Here is a 19,638-nt window from a genome sequence, read left to right on the forward strand (position 1 = left end):
CACACCCGTTCCCATACCGAACACGGAAGTTAAGCTCTTCAGCGCCGATGGTAGTTGGGGGTTTCCCCCTGTGAGAGTAGGACGTCGCTGGGCACCAAAAAGAAGTCGTTACCGAGTTATATCGGTAACGACTTCTTTTTTCTATACTAGTCAAAAAAATAGACGACCATGCTCCAACCTTCACTAATGGAGTACTATACCCTGTATTCATTGGAGTGCCCGTGGAAGCGTCCACCTACTTGTATATCGCTCTACACTACCTTCAAAGAATGAAAGTGTGTTGAAACGGAAACAAGGAGTATTTTTCATTCTTTCCTCTCTTATGAATCCAGTGTTTGCAGGACACTTTTTAAACTTAAGGACAATTCATGTATAATAGAGAGAGAAATTAGAACGTATTGTGAGGTAAATATGATGCAAGAAAAAAGACCATTAGTTGAGGCATTGGAGCAATTTCATAAGAAAAAGTCGATTTCTTTTCATGTGCCTGGACATAAACATGGACTTTTATCCAATCTACCACAACTTATTAGTAATTCGATGCAATATGATTTAACTGAGTTAGATGGATTAGATGATTATCACCATCCAAAAGAAGCAATTAAAGAAGCAGAAGAGTTACTTACTAGACTATATAACACCGATGACAGTTTCTTTTTAGTGAATGGAACGACTATTGGAAATATAGCTATGATATATGCGACTTGCCAGTACGGTGAACAAATTATTGTGCAACGGAATGCGCACAAATCTATTTTTCATGCAATTGAACTGGTGGGCGCAGAGCCAATTTATGTATCACCTATATGGGATGAACATAGTAAGACGGCATCATATGTACCATTAGAGGTAATTGAAGAAGCAATTCAACAGTATCCTTTTGCTAAAGCAGTTGTCCTAACCTATCCAAACTATTATGGAGTTTGTTCTCGGGACTTAGAGGAGATCATTAACCTATGTCATAGTCTGGAAATGCCTGTGCTAGTAGATGAGGCACATGGCGCACATTTCCAGTCACATAAAGAGTTTCCAAAGTCAGCTTTGTTATATGGAGCTGATGTGGTTGTCCAATCAGCACATAAAACGCTACCTTCGCTAACAATGGGTTCATATATACATATTCGCTCTCACTTGATTGAAAGTAAGAGAGTTAATAAATACTTAAGAATGTTACAATCCAGTAGTCCTTCCTATTTAATCTTAGCCTCTCTTGATGATGCAAGAAGTTATGTGGAAAGATATAGCCCGATGGATTATAAACAGTTGTTGGATAGAAGAGAAGTGTTTATAGATGCATTAGAAACTATTCCATTAATAGAGGTAGTCCAAGTAGACGATCCTTTAAAACTGTTAATACGCGTCGAAAAATATTCTGGGTTTCAAGTGCAGCAAGCTTTTGAAAAACAAAATATATATGTTGAGCTTGCTGATATATATCAAGTCTTACTCATTCTCCCTTTACTAAAGGTGGAACATGAATTTCCGTTTGCAGAGATTAGAAAACGAATGAAATATGCTGTAGAGGACTTAAAAAAAGAGACTCCAGAGTATACGAGTAGCACACTTTACATGCAACAAAAAAATATTTCTACCTTACAGATGCATTTAGAACTAGTCAATGAGAAGCAAGGAGAATGGATTCCTTATGCAAGGTCAATCGGTAGGATAGCCAAGGGGATGATTGTTCCCTACCCCCCTGGGATTCCACTACTTCTACCAGGGGAAAAAATTACTGTTCCCATTCTAACGGAATTAGAGGTATGGATTGAAAAAGGTGCTTCATTTCAAGGGGAACATCAATTAGAGGAAAAGTTAATATATGTTGTGGAGGAGTAACTGTGCAAAAAAAAGGGTATTTTATAACAAGTGAAGGTCCAGAAGGTGCAGGAAAAACAACTGTTATGAATTTATTGGGTGAACGACTAATAGATGAAGGCTACGAGGTAGTAATGACTCGGGAGCCTGGTGGTATTATGATTTCCGAAAAGATTCGGGACATAATCTTGAATAATGAGCATACAATGATGGAAAGCCGCACAGAAGCACTATTATATGCTGCGGCTAGGAGACAACATTTAGTAGAGAAGGTTCTTCCTGCGTTAGCAGCTGGGAAAATTGTGATTTGTGATCGATTTATTGATAGTTCCTTGGCATATCAAGGGTTTGCTCGTGGTATTGGCGTAGAAGAGATATGGGCTATTAATAAGTTTGCTATCGGAGACACGATGCCAGAAAAAACATTGCTATTTGATATTGATCCAGCAGTAGGACTAGCTAGAATAAATGCTCATAAGGAACGAGAAAAAAATCGATTAGATGTAGAAAATTTAGCATTCCATCAAAAAGTACGAGCAGGTTATTTGTCATTAGTTGAAAAATACCCGGAACGTATACAAGTAATTGATGCCTCTCAGACAATTGAGAACGTTTTAGACGAAACATATGTAATCATCAAACGTGAGTTAGAAATAATTAGATAATTCGTGGTATAATAAAGAAAAAATATTAATAGGGGTGAGTATCGATGAAATTGATAGTAGCGGTAGTTCAAGATCAGGATAGTAATCGGTTGTCTAATGCATTAACAAAGGCAAAGTTTAGAGCAACAAAACTGGCAAGTACAGGTGGTTTCTTAAGGTCTGGGAATACTACATTTCTAATCGGTACCGATGATTCTCTAGTTGCTTCAGCTTTAGAGCTTATAAGAGATAATTGTAGAGCTAGAGAGCAGATGGTAGCACCTGTATCTCCAATGGGAGGAAATGCAGATTCGTATATTCCTTATCCTGTTGAGGTTGAGGTTGGAGGGGCTACAGTATTCGTACTCCCAATTGAACAATTCCATCATTTTTAATAATGAAGGAAGGAGTAGTAAACAGTGAAGATTAACCAAGATATGCGTGTCGGCATAGATAATATACGAAAAGACGCTATACAGAATGGAAATCAGTCAGTAAAATTTGGCCAAATGGTTATAAAACAAGAACAACGCATGCAGACAGATACGATGACAAGGCTACTAGGAGACATTTCCACAGCTGGAGATCGTCTCGCACGTTCCCGCAACCTACGTGATATGGCCAAATTTAAAATGCTTATCCGAAAATTTTTACACGAAGCCGTAGATTTTGGAATGGGGTTAAAGCAGTCCCATACATGGAATCGTTTCGGTGAAGGTAGAAAATTGAAACTTGTAGAAACAATCGACGAAAAATTAGTGGAATTGGCAGAAGAAATCTTAAACCAAGAAAAAAGTTCAATAGATTTGTTGGATAAAATTGGGGAGATAAAAGGATTACTGATCAATTTATACACGTAAGTTTCCCGTGTTTTCGCTTACTGCGAAACGCGGGATTTTTCACAAGAAAGTATATGCTTACACGAAGATTGCTGCAGAAGAACAGGTTGTTTCTTACATAAATAATTTTTCTTTTCTATAGAAAGAGGTGAAAGTTATGGAAAACTGGTCGATAGAGGATGTAGACAGATTACAACCTACCGTAGTTAAACAAATTCAAACAATTGTCTCTAAAAATCGAATCGGACATGCCTATATTCTAGAAGGGGCTAAGGGAACTGGGAAAGTGAAAGTAATGCAATTTTTCGTTCAGCTTCTTTTTTGTGAAAGTCCCGTAAATAATGTTCCATGTGAAACATGTCGATCATGTAAAAGATTAAAATCCTTCAATCACCTTAACTATATGCAACTAGAACCGGATGGTCAGTTTATAAAAAAAGGACAAGTAGATGAACTGGTTCATGCTCTAAGTAAAACAACTATTGAAAAGCAAAGAAAAATATATGTAATACATCATGCAGATCAACTAAATGCAAGTGCTGCAAACACATTATTAAAGTTTTTAGAGGAACCTCAAAGCGAGATAACGGCGATTCTATTAACAGATAAAATGCATGCATTACTTCCAACTATTCGATCAAGATGTCAGCATTTAAGTTTATCTCCAATGCCAACTGCTATCTTAAAACAGAAGTTAATACAAGAGGGAATCACTGACTCCATGGCGTCTACAGTTTCTAAAATGACGAATCAAGTAGAAGAAGCAATTAACTTGGCGAAAGATGAGCAGTTTGGACTTGTAAGGAAATCAGTGTTAAAATTGGTTGAAGCGAATGGAAGAAGTGTTCAGGATGCATTGATGTGTATTCACGAAGATTTTGGACCTTTGCTCAAAGAGAAAGAGCAGGCTGAACAAGCGTTAGATTTACTACTATTTGCATATCGTGATATAGTAGCTATAAAAGCAAGTCCCATCGCAGATTGTACTTTTCCAGATATGATTTCTTATTGGAAACAAATTGCTCTACAAACAACGTATGAGCAATTATCAAAGCAATTAGAAATGATTTTACATGCAAAACAAAACTTGCATAAAAATATGAACCGGACACTGATGATGGAGCAGTTAATGCTTAACCTGCAGGAGGGATTTACTTTTGTATAATGTTGTAGGAGTCCGTTTTAAAAAAGCGGGTAAAATATATTATTTTGATCCAGTAGAATTTGCTTTAGTGAAAGATGATTATGTAATCGTCGAAACAGCTAGAGGAGTAGAGTATGGTAAAGTTGTAGTTCCGATTAAGCAAGTTGAGGAACATGACGTTGTGCTTCCTCTAAAACAAGTAGTTAGGCCTTCTACTGATAAAGATCGCATCCAAGTAGAAGAAAATAGATTAGAGTCAGCCCAAGCCCTTGCACTAGGGACGGAAAAGATTATCGAAAGAAACCTAGAAATGAAGTTGGTAGATGTTGAGTATACATTCGACCGAAATAAGATTATTTTTTATTTTACCGCAGAAGGTCGCGTAGACTTCCGAGATTTGGTTAAAGATTTAGCATCCGTATTTAGAACTCGTATTGAGCTTAGACAAATTGGAGTTCGTGATGAAGCGAAAATGTTAGGTGGCATAGGTCCTTGTGGCCGAATGCTTTGCTGTTCAACATTTTTAGGTGATTTCGAGCCGGTTTCTATAAAAATGGCAAAAGATCAAAACTTATCACTTAATCCATCTAAGATCTCTGGATTATGTGGACGTCTGATGTGTTGCTTAAAGTACGAGAACGATGAATATGAAACTGCTAGAGAACAGATGCCGGATATTGGAGATAAAGTTGAAACTCCTGATGGCTTAGGTCGAGTAGTAAGTATGAATATTTTAGAGCGAGTTTTACGTATAGAGTTACCTGATCCACAACGTGTTCTAGATTATACGTTAGAAGAAATTACAAACCATGCGACAAATCAAGTGCAATGGTCGGGGCAATGAGGTGAATGTGTGATGGACCGCAATTTTTTTGATACAATTATAGATTTTGAAAAACAATTAGAGTCCACGCAGCTGCAATTTCGCGCTTTAAAAGAATTTGTGGCGATAATGGTTGAAGAACGTGAAGCGCTACAACAAGAGAATAATCATTTAAGACAACGACTCGATGAAATACATGAAAAAGAAGCAATGATTGAGAAATTACGAGACGAGAAATTGCATAAACTTGATGTAGGAGAGGGCCATGATAATCTAGCTCGACTATACCAAGAAGGCTACCATGTGTGTCACGTTCATTTTGGGAGTTCTCGTAAAGAAGAAGATTGTCTATTTTGTCTTTCATTTTTAAACAAACAAAACATCTAAACAATTGACTGATGCCACTCCATAAGTGGGTGTCAGTCTTTTGTTTTGCTTGGGGGTAATAAATATGGAACAATGGTTAAAGGATGACGAACGACTAGATTATTTGTTGGCAGAAGATTTACGTATTATTCAAAGTCCTTCTGTCTTCTCTTTTTCTTTAGATGCAGTGTTGCTAGCAAGGTTTGCATATGTACCGATGAAAAGAGGTAAAATCATTGATATTTGTTCAGGAAATGGAGCTATTCCATTATTTTTAAGCGCGCGAACAAATGTAGAAATTATTGGAGTGGAATTACAAGAAAGATTAGCAGATATGGCTACGAGAAGTGTTCAATTTAATAATCTGACCAACCAGATTACTATTGTGGAAGCAGACGTTAAAGGGATTGCGAGAGAGCTTGGTTCAGAAAAGTTTGATGTTGTTACTTGTAATCCACCTTATTTTCCAGCTCATGAGGCAAGTGAGAAAAACTTAAAAGAGCATTTAGCAATTGCCCGACATGAAATTCACCTTACTCTAGATGAAGCGGTTCAATCTGCTAGTGAATTATTAAAACAAGGTGGAAAAGCTGCTTTTGTTCATCGTCCCGGGAGACTTTTAGATATCGTCACCGCAATGAGAGCGAATCGTTTAGAACCAAAGCGAATCCGCTTCGTCTATCCAAAAGAAGGAAAAGAAGCTAATACGTTGTTAATAGAAGGTATAAAGGATGGAAAACCTGATTTGAAAATACTAGCGCCTCTATACGTGTATGGAGACGATGGTAAATACACGCAAGAAGTTAAAGAGATGCTGTATGGAAAAGAGTGAAAAACAGCATACTTTTTACGTCTTGGAATGCAAAGATGGATCTTATTATGCCGGTTATACAAATGACCTAGCGAAAAGAGTGAAGGTACATAATGAAGGCAAGGGAGCAAAATATACTCGAGCCAAACGGCCAGTCACTTGTATATACAGTGAATTGTATGAAACTAAGCAAGAGGCTATGCAAGCTGAATATGCATTTAAGCAGCTGACGAGAAAACAAAAAATAACATATATGGGGGCAAGTAAATGATTAAATCTCAGAAATCGACGGAACATGAACAGGGCAGCTGCTTGTATTTAGTTGCAACACCCATTGGTAACTTAGAAGATATGACGATGAGGGCTATTCGCATATTAAAAGAGGTAGATATTATTGCAGCAGAGGATACAAGAAATACCAAGAAACTGTGTAACTACTTTGAAATTTCTACACCACTGCTAAGTTATCATGATCATAACTTACAAGTTGGTGGAGAAAAATTATTAGAATTATTAAGAGAAGGTAAAAGCATAGCATTGGTTAGCGATGCGGGTCTTCCTTGTATTTCTGATCCTGGAGCAGATATTGTTGCTAAAGCAGTTCAAGAAGGTTTTGCGGTTGTACCAATCCCGGGTGCAAACGCTGCATTAAGTGCACTTATAGCATCCGGACTTTCGACACAACCCTTTTTCTTTTATGGCTTTTTAAGTCGCAATAAAAAAGAAAGAAAAGCAGAAATTGAAAAGTTGCAAAAAAGACAGGAATCCGTGATTTTATATGAGTCACCACACCGTTTAAAAGAATCATTACGAGATATGCAATCTATAATGGAAGGAACTCGCAAAATTGTATTAGCACGCGAGCTAACAAAGAAGTTTGAAGAGTTTTTAAGAGGTACAATTGACGAGGCTGTTGAGTGGGTGGAGCAGGCAGAGATACGTGGAGAATTCTGTATTGTTTTAGAAGGGAACGAAGAGGTTTCAGAAACAAGTGATGAAGCACAATGGTGGTCAGAACTAACCTTAGAAGAGCATGTGGGTCGCTTAATAGCAGAGAAACAATGTACTTCAAAAGAAGCTATTAAAGAAGTTGCGATTCAAAGAGGACTGTCTAAACGAGAAGTATATCAAAACTACCATGTAGAATAGAAAATTGTATGCCTAGGTGAGCCCCGACGTTCTTCTGAGAAGAGTTTTGTGGAGGAATAAGATCATAGGATCTACTCTTTATTCTATTTAATTATAAAAAAACCGCAAACTTAGTTAAGTTTGCGGTTTTTACAAAAATTATATGTAACTATTGGAATTTCAAAATTACTTAATGTTATTTTGAATCTCTTTAATTAGTAATTCTGCACCTTCTGGGCTTAAAATCAGTTTTCCACCAACTAGACGTAGGTTGTCATCTGATACTTCACCAGTTACAGCACAAGTCATATTTGGCATATATTTTTTTAGAATGATTTTATCATCATCTACGTAAATCTCTAATGCGTCTTTTTCAGCAATACCAAGCGTGCGACGTAATTCAATTGGAATAACTACACGACCTAATTCATCAACCTTACGTACAATACCTGTAGATTTCATATGAAAATTATTCTCCTCTCAAGAGTGCATATTTTTCGCCAAGATTCGACATAAACCTCTTTTATGTAATATATCATACCAAGTACTCCCATTTCCGTCAATAATTAATGCTTTAGCGAAAGAGAGAGTAACGATATAAATTTGATAATAAGTCGATTTTTTGTTAAAAAAATGATTATTTATTATGTAAATAGGAATTATTTTGATATATTATCTATTTTTTTGAAATTAATTATTTTATAATTTTCGTTCGACAAGACTGTATAAATGAATTGATTGAAACAAACTCTTCATTTAGATAGAATAAAGAATAAAGAGAATCAACATTGGAGGCATCTTTACATTGAAAGATCAACAGAAAACATTCTATTTAACAACGCCGATTTATTATCCGAGTGGAAAATTTCATATTGGCACCGCATATACAACCGTTGCTTCCGATGCGATGGCAAGATATAAAAGACTTAGAGGGTATGAAGTTCGTTTCTTAACCGGAATGGATGAGCACGGTCAAAAAATCCAAGAAAAAGCTCAAGAAGCGGGAAAAGAACCTCAAATTTATGTAAATGAAATTGCAGAGGCTGCAAAAAAGGTTTGGGCTTTAATGGATATTTCCTATGATGATTTTATCCAAACAACGGAAGAACGCCATACAAAAGTAGTGGAAAAAATATTCCAGAAGTTCTTGGATAATGGAGATATTTACAAGGGAGAATATGAAGGATGGTATTGTACACCTTGTGAGTCCTTTTTCACTGAGACTCAGTTAGTAGAAGGAAACTGTCCAGATTGCGGTCGTCCAGTACAAAAAGTAAAGGAAGAATCATACTTCTTTAATATGAAAAAGTATGCTGACCGTTTGTTGAAGTATTATGAGGAAAATGTAGATTTTATAGAGCCAGAATCTAGAAAAAATGAAATGATCAATAACTTCATTAAACCAGGTTTAGAAGATTTATCGGTATCAAGAACATCCTTCGATTGGGGTATAAAAGTGCCTAGCGATCCAAGACATGTAATCTATGTGTGGGTAGATGCTTTAACTAATTATATTACTTCATTAGGTTATCTATCAGATGATGATTCCTTATTCCAAAAGTTCTGGCCTGCGGATGTTCATGTAGTAGGTAAAGACATTGTCCGTTTCCACACAATCTATTGGCCAATATTCCTAATGGCTTTAGATTTACCGCTACCTAAAAAGATTTTTGCTCATGGATTTATCATGATGAAAGACGGTAAAATGTCTAAATCCAAAGGAAATGTCGTTTATCCAGAAGTGTTAGTGGAACGTTATGGATTAGATGCAACACGCTATTTCCTATTGCGCGAACTTCCTTTTGGTCAAGATGGGGTATTTTCTCCAGAGTCTTTCGTAGAGAGAACAAACTTTGACCTTGCAAATGACTTAGGAAATTTGTTGAATAGAACCGTTTCGATGATCAATAAATACTTTGATGGTAAAATTCCAGTAAATCTAAGTGAAACAACCGAGTTTGATGCAACTCTCCAGAACTTTGCCAAAAGCACAATCGATAAATATCAGGAAAATATGGAGAATATGCAGTTTAGCTTAGTACTTGGAGATTTATGGGCTTTAGTTTCCCGCACTAATAAGTATATTGATGAAACTCAACCTTGGGTACTTGCAAAAGATGAAACTACTCGAGGACAATTAGCATCTGTTATGACTCATTTGGCAGAAAGTCTTCGTCAAATTGCAACACTAGCTCAACCATTTATGACCAATAGTCCAAAACAAATTGCAGAGCAACTTGGTTTTACTGAGGATTATTTAAAATGGGACAATTTAGGATCATTTAATGTTATTAATGACGGTATAACAGTTATAAAAACAGGGGTTCCTATTTTCCCGAGACTAGATGTTGAAGTTGAAGTAGCTTATATTCGTGAACAAATGCTAGGTTCGGTTCAAACTCCTCAGGAAGAAGAAAAAGAAGAGGAACCTCAGGTAGAAGAAATAACAATTGATGACTTTTTTAAAGTAGACTTACGCGTTGCAACAGTATTATCTTGTGAAGCAGTGCCTAAAGCTGATAAATTATTAAAGTTGCAATTAGATATGGGGTATGAAAAGCGTCAAGTAATTTCAGGTATTGCACAGCATTTTAAACCGGATGAGGTTATTGGTAAAAAAGTAATCGTAGTAGCAAATCTCAAACCAGTGAAGTTAAGAGGAGAGTTATCTCAAGGAATGATTCTTGCTGGTGAAAAAAATGGTTATCTGACTTTAGCTACAGTAGATGAAAATCTTGAAAATGGCGCTCAAGTGAAATAAATTTCTAAATAGACCTGTCATTTTTAGACAGGTCTATTTTTATTCATATAATATTTTGGAATACTAATTTATACATTGCATATTACTGCAACCCTTATTAGAGCAAAGGAAAATTTGAAGAAAGTATTACTAAAATAGTATTAAAAAGAGTGTAATTTAACCTATAAAAGGCAGGGAGTAGTTCATATGTTTATCGATACACATGTACATTTAAATGCAGATCAGTATGAAGAAGATTTACAGGAAGTGATTGATCGTGCTTTGGAAGCTAATGTAAAAAAAATGGTCGTTATTGGGTTCGATCGTATCACAATTGAAAGAGCTATGAAGTTAGTGGAAGAATATTCTTTTATCTATGCTGTAGTTGGATGGCATCCTGTCGATGCGATTGATTGTACAGAAGAAGATTTAAGATGGATTGAAGAACTTGCGGCACATGAAAAGGTTGTAGGCATAGGGGAAATGGGACTGGATTATCATTGGGATAAATCTCCTAAAGATATTCAACAAGAGGTATTTCGGAAACAAATAAGGTTGGCTCAAAAAGTAAAATTACCAATTATTATTCATAATCGCGACGCAACAGAAGATGTGATTCGTATTTTACAAGAAGAAGAAGCGTATCTTACAGGAGGTATCATGCATTGTTTTGGGGGAAGTGTTGAAACAGCAAAGCAATGTATAGATATGAATTTTATGATATCACTTGGAGGGCCTGTAACGTTTAAAAATGCAAAGAAACCTAAAGAGGTTGCAGCAGAAATTCCACTGGAGTATTTGTTGATCGAAACAGATGCGCCATATCTAGCTCCGCATCCACATCGAGGAAAAAGAAATGAACCCGCACTTGTACCACTTGTTGCCGAGGAAATAGCGCGGTTAAAAGGAATTTCAATTGAAGAGGTCGCTGAAGCAACCACCAAAAATGCAGAAAGGTTCTTTAATTTAGCAAAGTAAAAAAGCGTTAATTAAGAGGTGTATAATTTATACCTTTTAATTAACAAGTTAACCTAATCGGTTGACAAGCTCTTTGGGACTCTATATAATCACTTCAGTGAACAAGGAGGCGTTTTTCATGTTACATAATCCCATGAAAAATCTGTTCTTTAATTCATTGAGGAGCAAGCAAACCTTAGTAAGTATAGTATCTTTACTATTGTTTCTTGCAGTGATTTCTTTCGTTTTATTCGAAGGAACAAAGAAAACTGTTGCTTTAACAGTTGATGGCAAACAACAAGAAATATTAACGCATGCAAATACAGTTGGTGAATTATTAAAGGATCACAAAATAGTAGTAGCCAATGAAGACTTTTTACATCCCTCAGTGAACACTTCAATCGAAAATAATTTATCGATTGAGTGGGAGCAGGCAAGACAGATAAAAATATCAGTAGACGGAGAAATTCAAACTCTTACAACTACTGAAGATTTAGTTTCAGAAATACTCGCGAAGGCTAATGTTGCAGTTACTGAACATGATGCAATAACACCTGCTGCAGATGCAGAGGTTGGACCTGATAACAATATTGCTATTGAAAAAGCATTTGAAATAACGCTTTTAGATGGTGGTGAAGAGAAGAAGGTACGGTCCACTTCGACTACGGTCGCTGACTTTTTAAAACAACAAAACATTCAATTGAGTGAATTCGACCGAGTAGAACAGAAAATGGATGAATCAATAGTTCCTAATTCTATAATACAAGTAGTGCGAGTAGAAAAGGTCACCGATGTAGTTGAGGAAGCAACAAACTTTGCTGTAGAAACGAAAAAAGAAGACTCGCTACTAAAAGGGAAAGAAAAAGTAGTACAACAAGGTGTAAATGGAACGGTTTCACGGACTTATGAAGTAGTGAAAGAAAATGGTAAAGAGATTTCTCGTAATATGATGAGTGAGAAGATAATTAAAGAACCCACTAAAAAAGTAGTGGCAGTTGGAACGAAAGTAATGACTGCTAGTGTTTCGCGTGGAACAAACTCAGCGGCAGCTCCATCTGGAGGGAAAGAGTTTTATGTAACTGCGACGGCATATACTGCTTATTGTAATGGATGTTCTGGCGTAACTGCGACAGGGATGAATTTGAAGACTAATCCTAATTTGAAGGTTATTGCCGTAGACCCTAGTGTTATTCCACTGGGTTCAAAAGTATGGGTAGAGGGCTATGGTCATGCGGTAGCTGGGGATACTGGGGGAGCTATCAAAGGGAATAAGATTGACCTTTTCATGGCTTCTAAATCACAGGCATATGACTTCGGTCGTAAAAAAGTACGTGTAAAAGTTTTAAACTAATCGTTATAGCTTTCCCTTTCATTGATTGGGAGAGCTTTTTTGCGTTATGATAGCTATAGCAAAAAGAAAGAAAAGAGGAAAACCGGTTGCAAATAAAAGAAATAATAGTTGTAGAAGGAAAAGATGATACAACTGCCATAAAACGTGCTGTAGAGGCAGATACTATTGAAACGAATGGTTCAGCCATTTCTAAAGAAACGCTTATGAAAATAAGTCATGCTCAAGATAAACGTGGCGTCATTGTCTTTACTGATCCTGATTATCCAGGAAGACGTATTCGTGCTATTATCGAAGAACAGGTTCCGGGTGTAAAACATGCATTTTTATCCAAGGAAAAAACGATTGCGAAAAACGGCAAGGGTTTAGGGATTGAACACGCGAAAGATGAAGATATTCGTACTGCTCTTTCTAATGTTTATACCCCAAAATCAGACACAGAAACGTTTTTAGAAATCCCGTTGTCTATTTTAATAGACGGACAACTAATAGGTCATCCCCATTCGAAGGAAAGAAGAACAAGATTGGGTGAACTATTGAAAATAGGCTACACTAATGGAAAACAGCTACAGAAACGACTATCTATTTTTCAGATTAGCCAACAGCAAGTGGAAGAAGCGATAGCACAACTCAATATGGAGGAAAAATAAAATATGCAAAAAGATATAGCTACACCAATACGGACACAAGAGATATTAAAAAAATATGGTTTCTCATTCAAAAAAAGCTTAGGGCAAAACTTTTTAATAGATCCAAATATATTACGTAATATTGTCAGTCATGCAGATCTTACGAAGGATTCCGCAGCAATTGAAATTGGGCCTGGAATTGGAGCATTAACCGAGCATCTAGCAAGAGCAGCAGGAAAAGTGGTTGCATTTGAAATCGACCAAAGGCTGCTACCAGTTTTAGCAGATACTTTATCTCCATATGACAACGTAGATGTTATTCATGCAGATATTTTAGAAGTAGATGTGAAACAAATCTTTGAAGAACAGCTTCAAGATTACAAAGACGTTATGGTGGTTGCCAATTTACCTTACTACGTTACAACGCCAATATTATTGAAACTGTTAATGGATCGTCTCCCTATCCGTGGGTTGGTGGTCATGATGCAAAAGGAAGTAGCTGATCGAATCACGGCTTCTCCGGGAACGAAAGCATACGGATCACTATCTATTGCTATTCAGTACTATATGCAAACAGAAATTGCAATGATTGTTCCAAAAGCAGTGTTTATGCCACAACCAAATGTTGACTCAGCGGTTATAAAACTTACTCGACGTGAAGCGCCACCGGTTCAAGTCATTGATGAAGAGTTTTTATTTAAAGTTTCTCGTGGTTCTTTTGTTCAACGAAGAAAAACGATTATTAACAATCTACAATCATCCCTTCCTAATGGGAAAGCTAAGAAGGATTTAATCATCCAAGCGCTAGAAAAAGTAGGGGTGGATCCAACGAGACGTGGAGAAACTTTAAGCATTGAAGAGTTCGGGAAATTATCCAATGAACTATATGCAGAATTTCATTAATGCTACTTGTTACAAAATAAGTAATATTTATAAAAAAAATGAGTACCTCAAACAAATAAAAACGTTGACAAGTATGCATAATGATTGTTAAAATATTTTGTTTGACAAAAATATAAATAGGTGATAAGATAGGTATTAGTGAGGTGTATGCGAAATGACAAAAACTTTAGCTGATATTAAGAAGTCATTAGATCATCATTTAGGCAAACGTTTGCAATTAAAAGCAAACGGAGGACGTAAGAAAACAATTGAGCGTGCAGGTGTACTTAGAGAGACATATCATGCAGTATTTGTTATCGATTTAGATCAAGATGAAAACTCTTTTGAACGTGTATCTTATAGTTATGCAGATGTTTTGACTGAAGCAGTAGAAATCACTATTTTTGACGAAGCAAATAATTTAATAGTTGTAAAATGATATTTAGAACTTTTATTTTTTTATAATTTTAAAAACCCCTTTTCTATTTTATTAAATAGAAAAGGGGTTTTCTTTTGATTTGTGGACATACTAAAAAAGCTAGTTGTTCCAAAGGAGGATTCACCTATGTCTAGAAAAGGGATAATGTCTAAAGAATTAAAAGAAGAGATAGCCAAAGATCTTGGATTTTATGATGTAGTCAAAACCGAGGGCTGGGGAGGAATTAAATCACGTGATGCAGGTAATATGGTAAAACGAGCAATTGAAATGGCTGAACAGCAAGCAAGATCACCAAAGTAAATAATCATTTACCGAAATTAACGTAAAAATGCGCACGAGAAGAAACTAAAGAGCAACTAGCAAAAAGAAAAGGCGGAGCAATCCGTCTTTTCTTTTAATGTATAAGCACATTTAAGAGGGTTAGATCTAATGTGCTTACCCTTTTAAATGTCTATTGTGGAATCCACATTGATAGAAGAAGTAAGTAATCTCATAGATTATAAATAAGCTTCACTTCCCTTCTGCTCCTTCCCTAGGTTTTATCAAAGAAGAGAAGCTTAATCTCACTTCCGTATTCCTTATACACTGTGTTAAAATAGGGGACAACATATTTGGGGGAAGGAGCAGATGGAATGTATTACGTAAAAGCACCTGCTAAAATAAACTTAACATTAGATGTATTACATAAGCGTCCAGATGGTTACCATGAAGTTGAAATGATAATGACTACTGTGGATTTAGCAGACCGTATAGGACTAGAGGTAAGAGAAGATGGAGCAATACATATATTATCAGTAGATCGCTTTGTTCCAAACGATCATCGGAATCTAGCATATCAAGCTGCAAAGATTCTAAAAGAAACCTATCGAGTGAAAAAGGGAGTTTCTATAACAATCGAAAAGAATATACCTGTAGCCGCTGGTCTAGCGGGTGGTAGTAGTGATGCAGCTGCCACTTTAAAAGGGCTCAATATTATTTGGGAATTAGGTCTTTCCCTGGACGAGCTTGCTCAAATTGGCACCAAAATAGGTTCAGATGTGCCGTTTTGTGTGTATGGAGGTACTGCTTTAGCTACCGGAAGAGGAGAGCGAATACAAGAACTTCCTTCGCCTGCTAATTGCTGGATCATTCTTGCTAAGCCGACGCTAGGGGTATCTACTGCAGATATTTACGGTAATTTAAAAGTAAATGAAATAAAACATCCGAATACTACTAAAATGATAGAATCTATTCATCAAAAAGACTTTGATCTAATGTGCGCTTCCGTCGGAAATGTATTGGAGGATGTAACACTCAAGCTATATCCAGAGGTTGCTGTTTTAAAAGAGCAAATGAAAAGATTTGGAGCGGACGCTGTATTAATGAGTGGAAGTGGTCCAACTGTATTTGGAATAGTAGATCATGAGACAAGAGTCCAGAGAATATATAATGGTCTTCGCGGATTTTGCGATGAAGTATATGCAGTTCGATTAATGGGAGATCGGGAACCACTTGCTTAAAACCGGATGTTTGTGTTAAGTTTTCTATAAAACATTCGTCTTTGGAGGTGATAGTATGAAATGGAAAAGAAGTGAACGGCTTGTAGATATGACTCAATATCTTATGGAGCATCCACATAAATTAATCCCTTTGACATTCTTTGCTAATTTATATCAATCTGCTAAGTCTTCTATAAGTGAAGATTTAACCATTGTAAAAGAAACATTTGAAGCGAGAGGTAGAGGCTTGCTTGTCACTGTTCCTGGAGCGGCAGGTGGAGTCAAGTTTATCCCAACAGTAGCAGAAGAAGATGTACTAGAAATAGCAGAAGATTTGATGACACAACTTTCTAAAGTGGATCGGTTGTTACCGGGTGGTTATTTATATATGACGGACCTGTTAGGAAACCCATCACTTATGAATAAGATCGGTAAAGTATTCGCATCTGCATTTGCGAATTCGAAAATTGATGCCATCATGACGGTAGCTACTAAAGGTATTCCAATTGCACATGCTATAGCAAGACATTTAAATGTACCTGTAGTCATTGTACGAAGAGATAGTAAAGTAACAGAGGGTCCAACGGTAAGTATTAATTATGTGTCTGGCTCAGCACGACGTATTCAAACAATGGTTCTTTCTAAAAGAAGTATGGAAAAAGGGCGACGTGTCTTAATCACGGATGACTTCATGAAAGTCGGAGGAACGATTAATGGCATGAAGAGCTTGCTAGAAGAATTCAATTGTGAGTTAGCTGGTATAGCTGTACTAGTAGAGGCAGAGCATCAAGGGGAACAATTAGTTGATGATTATTTATCTCTAGTAAAGCTTCACGAGGTAAATGAAAAAGATGGAACAATTGCTTTAACACAAGGAAATTACTTTGAGAAAGGTGGCAAATTAAATGAAAGCAGTATCAACAACTAATGCACCTGCAGCGATCGGTCCATATGTACAAGGGATGGTTGTGAATGGCATGTTTTACAGTTCAGGTCAAATTCCGTTAACATCTGCAGGAGAAGTGGTAGAGGGCTCTATTACAGAGCAAACAGCTCAAGTATTTGCTAATTTAGAGGCAGTTTTAACAGAAGCAGGCTCTTCCTTGTCTCAAGTAGTAAAGACCCTTGTCTTTTTAAAAGACATGAATGATTTTGCGGAATTTAACGAAGCTTATGAGAAGCATTTTAACGGTCACAAGCCTGCACGATCTGCGGTAGAAGTTGCGAGACTACCAAAAGACGTAAAGGTAGAAATAGAAGTAATTGCAGTAGTATAAAAGCAGATGAAAGGTGTTTCCTCGGAAACGCCTTTTTTGATATAGGAAAACACCATAATATTACTGAAAAAGGGATGCTAGTTGGTTGTGACGACAGTCGCATCCAACTAGCATCCCTAAGTTCTATTTCGAAATGGTTGTCTAAAGTACCTCGAAAAAGGGGAAAAACTGGTTTCGTTCTAAAGGAGCAGGTGTCTTTCGTTTTAAGGGACTTGTAAGAATGAACAATTAGATGACTGTTATTCCGTTCAGGTGGATTCTTTCCTTAATGCTTTTTTTACTTCTGGATTTTTCTTACTGGTTTGATTATAATCTCCATTTGTATCGTTTTAGAATTAATAATTTAAAATATTTAAAATATTTCTTGTAAAAAGAAGGAATTCAGAAGTTTTTGTGGAATAACAAATGAAAGAGATATTTGCAACTTTGAAAAAGGGTGGTGAGAGAATGGAAGTAACAGACGTAAGATTACGAAAAGTGACTACTGATGGTCGTATGAGGGCTATCGCTTCCATTACACTGGACAATGAGTTCGTTGTCCATGATATTCGTGTAATAGATGGAAATAATGGTTTGTTTGTAGCAATGCCAAGCAAAAGGACAACAGAAGGTGAGTTTAGAGATATTGCTCACCCTATTAACGTAGGAACACGTACAAAAATTCAAGATGCTATTCTTTATGCCTATCATTTAAGTAATGAAGTAGAAGAAAAAGTTGGAGAGCCAACTGTATAAGGGCAAATAAAACCATTTCTCTGAGAGATGGTTTTTTTATGTCGATTTCTCAAACATTAGCAAAACTAGTATAGATTAGTAGATTCTTTAAGAAATTCAAATATATTACTTGTTTTGTCATGTATTTGTCAAGAGATATTTCCTTGAAATCTTGCTTCATTTCGGCTATAGTCAAAAGAGTAAATTAGCCCACTGGAGGGAACTTGAAAAATGACAAATACTTATGCGGTTGTATTAGCAGCTGGTAAAGGTACACGTATGAAGTCTAGTTTATATAAAGTATTACATCCTGTATGTGGGAAGCCAATGGTAGAACATGTAGTAACAAACATGGAACTACTTGGTGTAAAAAAAATCGTCACAATCGTAGGGCACGGAGCAGAAGAAGTACAACGTCGATTAGGCGAAAGAAGTGAATATGCTTTACAAGAAGAACAGTTAGGAACTGCTCATGCAGTCTTACAGGCAGAAGAAGTGTTAAAGAACTTATCTGGAACAACTATTGTTATTTGTGGTGATACACCACTAATTACAGCAAAAACAATGAGTGATTTGTTGGAGCATCATAAATCTACAGGAGCAAAAGCAACAATTTTAACAGCTATTGCAGAAAATCCCACAGGTTACGGTAGAGTTATTCGTTCTGTAGATGGGAATGTTCAAAGTATTGTAGAGCAAAAAGATGCTACAGCAGAGGAACAACTTGTACGTGAGATTAACTCGGGAACATATTGTTTTGACAATGAAGCACTATTTAAATCATTAAAGCTAGTTAATAATAATAATTCTCAAGGCGAATACTATTTGCCGGATGTCATAGAAATCTTACAAAAAGAAAACGAAATCATCTCAGCGTATGCGGCAGATGAATTTGAAGAAATATTAGGCGTGAATGATCGCATCGCATTATCTCAAGCAGAAGAGACTATGCGTTTACGTATTGCCCAACACCATATGCGTGAAGGGGTTACAATCATCGATCCTAGAAATACATATATCAGCAGTGAAGCTATAATTGGGCCAGACACTGTCATTCAACCTGGAGTTATCATTGAAGGTAAAACAACCATTGGCATGAACTGTACGGTTGGTCCGAATAGCCATATAGTATCAAGTACTATAGGTGATGAAACGACAATACATTCGTCAGTAGTATTATCCAGCGAAGTTGGGGACCATACCTCTATCGGTCCGTTTGCTCATATTCGACCGCAATCAGATGTCGGCAATGACGTGAAGATTGGTAACTTTGTTGAAGTGAAAAAGTCAACAGTTGGCAACGGAAGTAAAATATCTCATTTAAGTTATATGGGTGACGCGTCAATTGGAACTAATGTTAATGTGGGTTGTGGAACAATTACAGTGAATTATGATGGAAAAAATAAATTTACCACAACAATTGAAGATGATGCATTTGTTGGATGTAATTCAAACTTAATAGCACCAGTGACTATTGGAAAAAAAGCTTATGTTGCAGCGGGTTCCACTATTACAAAGGATGTACCTGGTGAAGCACTTGCAATTGGAAGAGCACGACAAGAGAACAAAGATGGCTATGTGAACAAACTAAACATAAAATAACC

Annotated in this window: 23 protein-coding genes and 1 rRNA gene; 23 read left to right on the plus strand and 1 reads right to left on the minus strand. The window is 36.5% G+C overall.

The annotated features are described in order from the left end of the window. From rrf to rsmI, 11 genes are all read left to right on the plus strand, one after another. Positions 1-93: ribosomal RNA gene (gene rrf, locus BM260_RS17420) — 5S ribosomal RNA — on the plus strand; the annotation flags it as partial. A gap of 321 nt (positions 94-414) precedes the next feature. Then, the gene (locus BM260_RS17425; protein WP_093538620.1) at positions 415-1,836 is read left to right on the plus strand and encodes an aminotransferase class I/II-fold pyridoxal phosphate-dependent enzyme; all 1,422 of its coding nucleotides are present in this window, start codon (positions 415-417) and stop codon (positions 1,834-1,836) included. A gap of 2 nt (positions 1,837-1,838) precedes the next feature. Further along, positions 1,839-2,480, plus strand: coding sequence for a dTMP kinase (tmk, locus tag BM260_RS17430; protein ID WP_093538621.1), 642 nt, complete (start codon positions 1,839-1,841; stop codon positions 2,478-2,480). 44 nt (positions 2,481-2,524) lie between these two features. Next, positions 2,525-2,854: a cyclic-di-AMP receptor gene (locus BM260_RS17435; protein ID WP_093276576.1), complete on the plus strand. Its 330-nt coding sequence runs from the start codon at positions 2,525-2,527 to the stop codon at positions 2,852-2,854. Positions 2,855-2,878: 24 nt separating this feature from the next. Next, complete coding sequence (locus BM260_RS17440; protein WP_093538622.1) at positions 2,879-3,319, plus strand: YaaR family protein; 441 nt, start codon at positions 2,879-2,881, stop codon at positions 3,317-3,319. 136 nt (positions 3,320-3,455) lie between these two features. Then, entirely contained in the window at positions 3,456-4,463 is a 1,008-nt protein-coding gene (gene holB, locus BM260_RS17445; protein WP_093538623.1) for a DNA polymerase III subunit delta', read from the plus strand. After that, positions 4,456-5,286: a PSP1 domain-containing protein gene (locus BM260_RS17450; protein WP_093538624.1), complete on the plus strand. Its 831-nt coding sequence runs from the start codon at positions 4,456-4,458 to the stop codon at positions 5,284-5,286. Before holB ends, BM260_RS17450 begins: the two co-directional genes overlap by 8 nt. Before the next feature lie 12 nt (positions 5,287-5,298). Further along, a complete protein-coding gene (gene yabA / locus BM260_RS17455; RefSeq protein ID WP_175496343.1) occupies positions 5,299-5,652 on the plus strand; it encodes a DNA replication initiation control protein YabA in 354 nt (117 codons plus the stop codon). Between the two features lie 64 nt (positions 5,653-5,716). Beyond that, positions 5,717-6,463 (plus strand): tRNA1(Val) (adenine(37)-N6)-methyltransferase, encoded by a 747-nt coding sequence (locus tag BM260_RS17460; protein ID WP_093538626.1) that lies wholly within the window; start codon positions 5,717-5,719, stop codon positions 6,461-6,463. Further along, positions 6,450-6,713 (plus strand): GIY-YIG nuclease family protein, encoded by a 264-nt coding sequence (locus BM260_RS17465; RefSeq protein ID WP_093538627.1) that lies wholly within the window; start codon positions 6,450-6,452, stop codon positions 6,711-6,713. Before BM260_RS17460 ends, BM260_RS17465 begins: the two co-directional genes overlap by 14 nt. Further along, positions 6,713-7,591, plus strand: a complete 879-nt coding sequence (gene rsmI / locus BM260_RS17470; protein ID WP_093538666.1) for a 16S rRNA (cytidine(1402)-2'-O)-methyltransferase — start codon at positions 6,713-6,715, stop codon at positions 7,589-7,591. The genes BM260_RS17465 and rsmI overlap by 1 nt, the downstream gene beginning before the upstream one ends. A gap of 165 nt (positions 7,592-7,756) precedes the next feature. On the opposite strand, the gene BM260_RS17475 is transcribed toward rsmI, so the two are convergent. Continuing rightward, entirely contained in the window at positions 7,757-8,032 is a 276-nt protein-coding gene (locus tag BM260_RS17475) for an AbrB/MazE/SpoVT family DNA-binding domain-containing protein (RefSeq protein WP_093538628.1), read from the minus strand. Between the two features lie 343 nt (positions 8,033-8,375). Between BM260_RS17475 and metG the strand changes: the two genes are divergently transcribed. The 12 genes from metG (at position 8,376) to glmU (ending at position 19,636) form a co-directional block, all read left to right on the plus strand. Beyond that, positions 8,376-10,331: a methionine--tRNA ligase gene (metG, locus tag BM260_RS17480; protein ID WP_093538629.1), complete on the plus strand. Its 1,956-nt coding sequence runs from the start codon at positions 8,376-8,378 to the stop codon at positions 10,329-10,331. Between the two features lie 186 nt (positions 10,332-10,517). Further along, on the plus strand, positions 10,518-11,288 hold the full coding sequence (locus tag BM260_RS17485; RefSeq protein WP_093538630.1) for a TatD family hydrolase: 771 nt from the start codon (positions 10,518-10,520) through the stop codon (positions 11,286-11,288). Positions 11,289-11,406: 118 nt separating this feature from the next. Further along, positions 11,407-12,618 (plus strand): G5 and 3D domain-containing protein, encoded by a 1,212-nt coding sequence (locus tag BM260_RS17490; RefSeq protein ID WP_093538631.1) that lies wholly within the window; start codon positions 11,407-11,409, stop codon positions 12,616-12,618. 86 nt (positions 12,619-12,704) lie between these two features. Further along, positions 12,705-13,265 carry a ribonuclease M5 gene (gene rnmV, locus BM260_RS17495; protein WP_093538632.1) on the plus strand — a complete coding sequence of 187 codons (561 nt, stop codon included), beginning with the start codon at positions 12,705-12,707 and terminating at the stop codon, positions 13,263-13,265. A gap of 3 nt (positions 13,266-13,268) precedes the next feature. Further along, complete coding sequence (rsmA, locus tag BM260_RS17500) at positions 13,269-14,147, plus strand: 16S rRNA (adenine(1518)-N(6)/adenine(1519)-N(6))-dimethyltransferase RsmA (protein WP_093538633.1); 879 nt, start codon at positions 13,269-13,271, stop codon at positions 14,145-14,147. A gap of 154 nt (positions 14,148-14,301) precedes the next feature. Beyond that, positions 14,302-14,565 carry a biofilm formation stimulator Veg gene (gene veg / locus BM260_RS17505; protein ID WP_093538634.1) on the plus strand — a complete coding sequence of 88 codons (264 nt, stop codon included), beginning with the start codon at positions 14,302-14,304 and terminating at the stop codon, positions 14,563-14,565. 126 nt (positions 14,566-14,691) lie between these two features. Beyond that, positions 14,692-14,865, plus strand: coding sequence for a small, acid-soluble spore protein, alpha/beta type (locus BM260_RS17510; protein WP_093538635.1), 174 nt, complete (start codon positions 14,692-14,694; stop codon positions 14,863-14,865). A gap of 332 nt (positions 14,866-15,197) precedes the next feature. Beyond that, positions 15,198-16,064, plus strand: a complete 867-nt coding sequence (ispE, locus tag BM260_RS17515; protein ID WP_093538667.1) for a 4-(cytidine 5'-diphospho)-2-C-methyl-D-erythritol kinase — start codon at positions 15,198-15,200, stop codon at positions 16,062-16,064. 55 nt (positions 16,065-16,119) lie between these two features. Further along, positions 16,120-16,971: a pur operon repressor gene (gene purR, locus BM260_RS17520; protein ID WP_093538636.1), complete on the plus strand. Its 852-nt coding sequence runs from the start codon at positions 16,120-16,122 to the stop codon at positions 16,969-16,971. Continuing rightward, positions 16,949-17,320 carry a RidA family protein gene (locus tag BM260_RS17525; RefSeq protein WP_093538637.1) on the plus strand — a complete coding sequence of 124 codons (372 nt, stop codon included), beginning with the start codon at positions 16,949-16,951 and terminating at the stop codon, positions 17,318-17,320. The genes purR and BM260_RS17525 overlap by 23 nt, the downstream gene beginning before the upstream one ends. Before the next feature lie 447 nt (positions 17,321-17,767). Further along, positions 17,768-18,055: a septation regulator SpoVG gene (gene spoVG / locus BM260_RS17530; protein ID WP_093538668.1), complete on the plus strand. Its 288-nt coding sequence runs from the start codon at positions 17,768-17,770 to the stop codon at positions 18,053-18,055. A 210-nt stretch (positions 18,056-18,265) separates the two neighbouring features. Further along, the gene (gene glmU, locus BM260_RS17535) at positions 18,266-19,636 is read left to right on the plus strand and encodes a bifunctional UDP-N-acetylglucosamine diphosphorylase/glucosamine-1-phosphate N-acetyltransferase GlmU (protein WP_093538638.1); all 1,371 of its coding nucleotides are present in this window, start codon (positions 18,266-18,268) and stop codon (positions 19,634-19,636) included. The last annotated feature ends 2 nt before the right edge of the window (positions 19,637-19,638 follow it).

It is taken from the genome of Psychrobacillus psychrotolerans (assembly GCF_900115805.1).
GTDB lineage: Bacteria > Bacillota > Bacilli > Bacillales_A > Planococcaceae > Psychrobacillus > Psychrobacillus psychrotolerans.